Origin of the sequence: Amycolatopsis sp. SID8362 (assembly GCF_010550475.1) — a bacterium.
Lineage (GTDB): Bacteria > Actinomycetota > Actinomycetes > Mycobacteriales > Pseudonocardiaceae > Amycolatopsis > Amycolatopsis eburnea.
The window spans coordinates 1-6,079 of sequence record NZ_JAAGNB010001468.1; the positions used below are offsets into that span (position 1 = coordinate 1).

The following is a 6,079-nucleotide window of genomic DNA, read 5'->3' on the forward strand; positions in this document are numbered from 1 at the left end:
TCCTGGTGCGCACGTAACTCCGGTTCTCCAGCGTGGTGTCGACGAAGTGTCAACGAGCCCGCGCAGGTTAGCGTTACGCGGGTCGCCGAAATCCTCTCACCACGCCGGTTCACCCGGCCGTGTGAAACGCGTCAGGCGGACTTCTGCTGCCGCGCGAGGCGCGCGACGCACCAGGCCGGGGCGCTGCCGCGGCGGAGGTGCTGCAGGACGGTCATCGGCCCAAGCCGGCGGCTCAGGTCGGACGGCGCGAGCCCGGCCGCCCGGTAGTCGAGGGCCCGCTGGTCGAGCGGGCTGATGCCGGCGTTCCACCACTCCTCGGCCTCGGCGACGCCGCCGACCATCTGCCACCAGCCCGCGGCGGCGGTGAGGAGCTCTTCGGGCACGTCCGGCAGCCGGCTGCGCATCGCGGCGAGGTAGCCGGGGTCGGCCGACTCGACGGGGACGAACCGCGACTGCCCGGTCCGGGCTCGCTGGCCGGGGATTCCCGGGGCCTGCGGTGGCGCGTCGGCCAGCCACGCGTTCGCGATGCGGTCGACCTCCTGCTCTTCGGGGGTCTGCTCGCGCTCGGCGGCCCATTGCCGGATCAGCGCGTCCACTCCGGGATCTCCGGTCATCCCTGCCTCCTTGTAGGTCCCCGACGGACAGGCCCTGACGCCTGTCCCACGCGGTGGTGCCGCACGCACCAACCTGCACCTTGCTGAGTGGAAACTGCCTGCGTACCGGGGTTCTCCGGGGGGAGGGCGAACCACCCGATCACGCAATGTGAGCACCGTAGGGCCGGGGTGGTCTCCTTCGCCAGACCCCGGCTGCCACGAATTCGCCGACCTGCGCGTTTTCCGCCGCAATCCACCCGGATGGTCGAGTGCTGGGGTCCGAATTCCGGGATTGGTGACGCTGGGTGATTTACCGTCCGCTAACACGCAGGGTAGCCACCGGCGCCGCCCGAAGCGGTGCCGGTGCGCGGGTCGCGAAGATCAGGAGAAGAGCGTCCGGAAGAACGTGACGATCGCTTCGGCGCCGTCCTTGAGCCAGCCGAGCACGCGGTGGACGAAGTCGGCGGACTGCGTCGGCTGGGTGATCAGGAAGAACAGCACGATCGCGACGACTCCGACGATCAGGACCTTCTTCATCCCACCCGACATGCGCTTCCTCCCGGCTCGCCGTCCCCGTCCCGGGAGTGGCCACCCCCTTACTCTAGGGAAGGCGTGCCCGGAAGACACGCCGGTCAACCGCGAGGAGCGCCGATGCCCCGGAACGTGCTGGTCGAGCAGGACGGCCCCGTCACCACGATCACCCTCGACCGCCCGGCCGCCCGCAACGCCGTCGACGGGCCCACCGCGGCCGAGCTGGCCGACGCCTTCCGCGCGTTCGACGCCGACCCGGACGCCGCCGTCGCGGTGCTGACCGGCGCCGGCGGCGCGTTCTGCGCGGGTGCCGACCTCAAGGCGATCGGCACCGACCGGATGAACCGGACTCACCCGGACGGGGACGGCCCGATGGGCCCGACCCGGATGGCGCTCGGCAAGCCGGTGATCGCGGCGGTGCACGGGCCGGCCGTCGCGGGCGGGCTGGAGCTGGCGCTGTGGTGCGACCTGCGGGTCGCGGACGCGACGGCGGTGTTCGGCGTGTACTGCCGCCGCTGGGGCGTCCCGCTGATCGACGGCGGGACGGTGCGCCTGCCGCGGCTGATCGGCCAGTCGCGGGCGATGGACCTGATCCTGACCGGACGGCCGGTCGAGGCGGACGAAGCGTTCGCGATCGGCTTGGCCAACCGCCTGGTCCCGGCGGGCGAAGCGGTCTCGGCGGCGCAGGAGCTGGCCCGGCAGCTCGCGGCGTTCCCGCAGGCGTGCCTGCGCGGCGACCGGCTGTCGGCGCTGGCGCAGTGGGGCCGGTCCGAAGAGGACGCGCTCACGGCGGAGTTCCGGGCCGCGATGGGCGCCGGGGTGCTGGCGGCGGAGGCGGTCGACGGCGCGGCCCGGTTCGCCGGCGGCGAAGGCCGTCACGGCAGCTTCGGCTGAACACGCTCCGCTGCGGCGCGTCACCTGAGAGGCTGGATCCGGCGCGGGGGCCCCGGTTCCGGTCAAGCGGCCGATAAGGTCGCCCGATGGACGACGACGTCTCCAGAGTCGAGCTCCGGCCCGTCGCCGAAGCCGATCTCGAGCTGCTCGACCGGCTGACCAACGACCCCGTCGCCGCGGGCGAGCACCAGTGGTTCGGCTGGCACGACCCCGGCTACCTGCGCCGCCGGTGGCACGAGACCGGGATGCTCACCGCCGACGGCGGCATGCTCGTGCCCGTGCTCGGCGGCCGCGTGCTCGGCCTCGTTTCGTGGCACCGCACCCGCACCGGGCCGACGTCGTACTGCTGGAACGCCGGCCTGGTGCTGGCACCCGAAGCGCGCGGCCACGGCTACGGCACCGAGGCCCAGCGGCTGCTCGCCGAGTACCTCTTCGCGCACACGCAGTTGAACCGCGTCGAAGCGACGACCGAGGTCGGCAACCGCGCCGAACAGCGCTCGCTCGAGAAAGCCGGCTTCGTCCGCGAAGGCGTGCTTCGCGGGTACGGCTTCCGCGACGGCGAGTGGCGCGACCACGTCATCTACTCGGTCGTGCGCTCCGACCTGGCCCGGACCTAGGCGATCGCACCCGCCGCACGCAGCGCGTCCAGGTCCGTGACGCCCAGTTCCGCCAGCACGGCTTCGGTGTCGGATCCCTTGGCGCGCGGGGCTTCCGGGGTTTCCGGCGGCGTCCGGTCGAAGCGCGGGGCCGGGGCCGGCTGCACCATGCCGCCGATCTCGACGAACGTCCCGCGCGCCGCGTTGTGCGGGTGCGCCGCCGCCTCGCCCGGGGCCAGGACCGGCGTCAGGCACGCGTCGGTGCCTTCGGCGCGCGCGACGAGTTCGTCGCGCGTGTGCTTGCCGATCGCCGTCGCGAGGATCTCGCGCAGCTTCGGCCACTGCGTCTTGTCGACGTGCAGCGGCAGCGAATCCGGGTCCAGTTCGAGGACCTTGACCAGGTCGCCCCAGAACCGCATTTCGATCGCGCCGACGGCGACGTACTTGCCGTCCGCGGTCTCGTAGGTGTCGTAGAAGGGCGCGCCGCCGTCGAGCATGTTGTCCCCGCGGCCGCCGCCCCAGAGCCCGGCCGCGGCCATGCCGTGCAGGCTCGTGGTGAGCAGCGCGGCGCCGTCGACCATCGACGCGTCGACGACCTGCCCCTTGCCGGAGGTGTTCCGTTCGAACAGCGCGGCCAGGATGCCCATCGCGAGCAGCAGTCCGCCGCCGCCGAAGTCGCCGACGAGGTTGAGCGGCGGCACCGGCCGCTCCCCCGCGCGCCCGATCGGCTCGAGCGCGCCGGAGATGCCGATGTAGTTGATGTCGTGCCCGGCCGCCGACGCCAGCGGCCCGTCCTGGCCCCAGCCGGTCATCCGGCCGTAGACCAGCCGCGGGTTGCGGGCGTGCACGGCTTCCGGGCCGAGCCCGATCCGCTCGGCGACGCCGGGGCGGAACGGTTCGATGAGGACGTCGGCGGTGTCGCACAGCTTCAGCACCAGTTCGACGCCCTCGGGCGTCTTGGTGTTGATGCCGACGGACCGGCGGCCGCGGGCGAGCGGGTCGGTCGCGATGCCGAGCACGTCCTCCCCCGGCTTCGCGCGGTCGACGCGCACGACGTCGGCACCGAGGTCGGAGAGGATCATCGCGGCGAAGGGCCCGGGCGCGAGTCCCGCGAGCTCCACCACCTTCAGGCCGCTGAGCGGACCTGCCTTCATGTCGGGTCCTTTCACAGCGAGCGGGAGATGATTTCCTTCATGATCTCGCTGGTGCCGCCGAAGATCCGGGAGATCCGGACGTCGGCCCACGCGCGCGCGATCGGGTACTCGGTCATGTAGCCGTAGCCGCCGAAGAGCTGCACGCAGTCGTCGATGACCTTGTTGACCCGCTCGGTGGTCCACAGCTTCGCCATCGCCGCGCCCTGGACGTCCAGTTCACCGCGCAGGTGGCGTTCGATGCACTGGTCGAGGAACGCGCGCGAGACGGCAGCCTCGGTGGCGGCCTCGGCGAGGGTGAACTTGGTGTTCTGGAAGTTGAAGATCGGCCGGCCGAACGCCGTGCGCTCCTTGGTGTACTCCAGGGTCAGGTCGACCGCGGCCTCCAGCCCGGCCACCGCGGTGACGGCGATGATCAGCCGTTCCTGCGGCAGCTGCAGCATCAGCTGGAAGAAGCCCTGGCCTTCGGCGTCGCCGAGGAGGTTGGCGGCGGGCACGCGGACGTCGTCGAAGAACAGCTCGGCGGTGTCCTGGCCCTTGAGCCCGACCTTGTCGAGGACGCGGCCGCGGCGGAAGCCCGGCGTGTCGGTCTCGACCACGATCAGCGAGACGCCCTGCGCGCCCGCGTCCGGGTCGGTCTTCACCGCGACGACGACGAGGTCGGCGTGGAAACCGTTGGTGATGAACGTCTTGGCGCCGTTGATGACGTAGTGGTCGCCGTCGCGCACCGCGCGGGTCTTGATGCCCTGCAGGTCGGAGCCGGTGCCCGGCTCGGTCATCGCGATCGCGCCGACCATTTCGCCGGTGGCCATCTTCGGCAGCCACTCGCGCTTCTTCTCTTCGGAGGCGTACGCGCTGAGGTAGTGCGCGACTATTCCATTGTGGACGGTGACGCCCCACGCGCTGTCCCCGGCGCGGGCCTGCTCCTCGTAGAGGACGGCCTCGTGCGCGAAGGTGCCGCCACCCCCGCCGTACTCCTCGGGGATCGACAGGCAGAGCAGCCCGACCTCGCCCGCCTTGTTCCACAGCTCGCGGTCGACCTTCTTCTCGGCCGCCCAGCGCTCCTGGTGCGGCACGAGCTCCTTCTGCATGAACGACCGCGAGAGTTCGCGGAGGTCTTCGAGCTCGGTCGTGCTCCACGAGCTCTTCGGCAGTTGCAGCGGCACGGGACACCCTCCTGCTGGAAAACATGACGATCAGCATGTAAGTTCTCTGCGGAATGTACATCCGTACCGGCCTGTAGGTAAAGCAGGGAGGCCGAAGTGACCTCGACGGCGCACCGGACCCAGGCGCAGCGGCGCGAGCAGACCCGCACCGCGCTGCTCGACGCCACCATCGACTGCTTGGTGGACCTCGGCTACGCGCGGACGTCGGTCCAGGAGATCTGCGCCCGGGCGGGCGTCTCGAAGGGCGCGGTGCAGCACCACTTCACGGCGAAGGCCGAGCTGATGGCGGCCGCGGTCGAGCACCTGACGACCAAGCTGCGCCGCCGGCTCGCGGCTTCACTGGACGAGCTGCCCGGCGGCGGCACCGGCGTCGCCGCCGCGATCGACCTGCTGTGGACCGGCTACTCGGGCACGCTCTCGACCGCCGTCACCGAACTGTGGGTCGCCGCCCGCACCGACCCCGAGCTGCGCGCGGCCATCCGGCCGGTCGACCGCGCGCTCGGCCGCGCCACGCTGGAGCACGTCACGCAGGTCGCCGGCGAGCTCCTGCCCGAGCGGGCCGAGATGCTGTTCTGGCTCACCGTCAACCTCACCCGCGGGCTGGCGCTGGACGCCGAGCTCGGCGGCGACCCGGACCGGCGGCGGCAGCTGCTCGAGGAGTGGAAGCGCATCGCCGTCCTGCTCTACCAGGACGCCGCCACTGCTCCGAGCTGACGAACCCCTTATCCGCGGCCGCCGAATCGTGGTCCAATCCCCCGGACAGAGGGGAGTCACCATGACCGCCGCTCCGCCCCCGTACCCCTACAGCCCGCCGCCCGCGCGGCCGGCCGCCGATCCCGGCGGGTTCCGCCGGCTGCTCGCCGGGATGTTCGGCGCCGTGGCCGCGGCCCTCGTGGTGGCCGGGTCGTTCCTGCCGCAGACGACGTTCGAGCAGGTCGTCGACGGCAAGAGCGAAAGCAGCCAGACGATCAGCGCCTGGACACGGTCGTTCTCCGTCGAACCCGGCGAGGAAGCGAAGAAGTTCTACGAGAACACCCACGTCGCGCGCTACGGGATCCCGCTCACCGCCGGCGCGGTGGTGCTGCTGGCCGGGGCGGGCATGGCGTTCGCGGGACGGCGCCGCTCGGCGGGCACGGGCGTCCGCGACG

At 72.0% G+C, this 6,079-nt stretch carries 7 protein-coding genes and 1 pseudogene; 4 read left to right on the forward strand and 4 right to left on the reverse strand.

All coding sequences use genetic code 11. From position 1 onward, the window contains the following. Window positions 1-131: 131 nt before the first annotated feature. Both G3I65_RS45185 and G3I65_RS56685 read right to left on the reverse strand, forming a co-directional pair. A complete protein-coding gene (locus G3I65_RS45185; protein ID WP_125315648.1) occupies window positions 132-614 on the reverse strand; it encodes a helix-turn-helix transcriptional regulator in 483 nt (160 codons plus the stop codon). A 360-nt stretch (window positions 615-974) separates the two neighbouring features. Further along, complete coding sequence (locus tag G3I65_RS56685) at window positions 975-1,142, reverse strand: hypothetical protein (RefSeq protein WP_166641399.1); 168 nt, start codon at window positions 1,140-1,142, stop codon at window positions 975-977. 102 nt (window positions 1,143-1,244) lie between these two features. Between G3I65_RS56685 and G3I65_RS45190 the strand changes: the two genes are divergently transcribed. Together G3I65_RS45190 and G3I65_RS45195 are read left to right on the forward strand one after the other, a co-directional pair. Next, window positions 1,245-2,018, forward strand: coding sequence for a crotonase/enoyl-CoA hydratase family protein (locus G3I65_RS45190; RefSeq protein WP_160701555.1), 774 nt, complete (start codon window positions 1,245-1,247; stop codon window positions 2,016-2,018). An 86-nt stretch (window positions 2,019-2,104) separates the two neighbouring features. Continuing rightward, window positions 2,105-2,635 (forward strand): GNAT family N-acetyltransferase, encoded by a 531-nt coding sequence (locus G3I65_RS45195; protein ID WP_160701556.1) that lies wholly within the window; start codon window positions 2,105-2,107, stop codon window positions 2,633-2,635. Here G3I65_RS45195 and G3I65_RS45200 read toward each other — a convergent pair. After that, window positions 2,632-3,768 carry a CaiB/BaiF CoA-transferase family protein gene (locus tag G3I65_RS45200; RefSeq protein WP_160701557.1) on the reverse strand — a complete coding sequence of 379 codons (1,137 nt, stop codon included), beginning with the start codon at window positions 3,766-3,768 and terminating at the stop codon, window positions 2,632-2,634. The genes G3I65_RS45195 and G3I65_RS45200 overlap by 4 nt on opposite strands. Before the next feature lie 11 nt (window positions 3,769-3,779). Next, the gene (locus tag G3I65_RS45205; RefSeq protein WP_160701558.1) at window positions 3,780-4,931 is read right to left on the reverse strand and encodes an acyl-CoA dehydrogenase family protein; all 1,152 of its coding nucleotides are present in this window, start codon (window positions 4,929-4,931) and stop codon (window positions 3,780-3,782) included. 96 nt (window positions 4,932-5,027) lie between these two features. Here G3I65_RS45205 and G3I65_RS45210 point away from each other — a divergent pair, with 96 nt between their 5' ends. Both G3I65_RS45210 and G3I65_RS45215 read left to right on the forward strand, forming a co-directional pair. Next, window positions 5,028-5,645, forward strand: coding sequence for a TetR/AcrR family transcriptional regulator (locus G3I65_RS45210; protein WP_160701559.1), 618 nt, complete (start codon window positions 5,028-5,030; stop codon window positions 5,643-5,645). Between the two features lie 61 nt (window positions 5,646-5,706). Further along, a pseudogene (locus G3I65_RS45215) lies at window positions 5,707-6,079 on the forward strand (hypothetical protein); the annotation flags it as partial.

What these genes read in the sequence shown, in the direction of transcription:
- G3I65_RS45195 (WP_160701556.1), top strand. Translation starts at nt 2,105, where the DNA reads ATGGACGACGACGTCTCCAGAGTCGAGCTCCGGCCCGTCGCCGAAGCC.
- G3I65_RS45200 (WP_160701557.1), bottom strand. Translation starts at nt 3,768, where the DNA reads ATGAAGGCAGGTCCGCTCAGCGGCCTGAAGGTGGTGGAGCTCGCGGGA.
- G3I65_RS45190 (WP_160701555.1), top strand. Translation starts at nt 1,245, where the DNA reads ATGCCCCGGAACGTGCTGGTCGAGCAGGACGGCCCCGTCACCACGATC.
- G3I65_RS56685 (WP_166641399.1), bottom strand. Translation starts at nt 1,142, where the DNA reads ATGTCGGGTGGGATGAAGAAGGTCCTGATCGTCGGAGTCGTCGCGATC.
- G3I65_RS45185 (WP_125315648.1), bottom strand. Translation starts at nt 614, where the DNA reads ATGACCGGAGATCCCGGAGTGGACGCGCTGATCCGGCAATGGGCCGCC.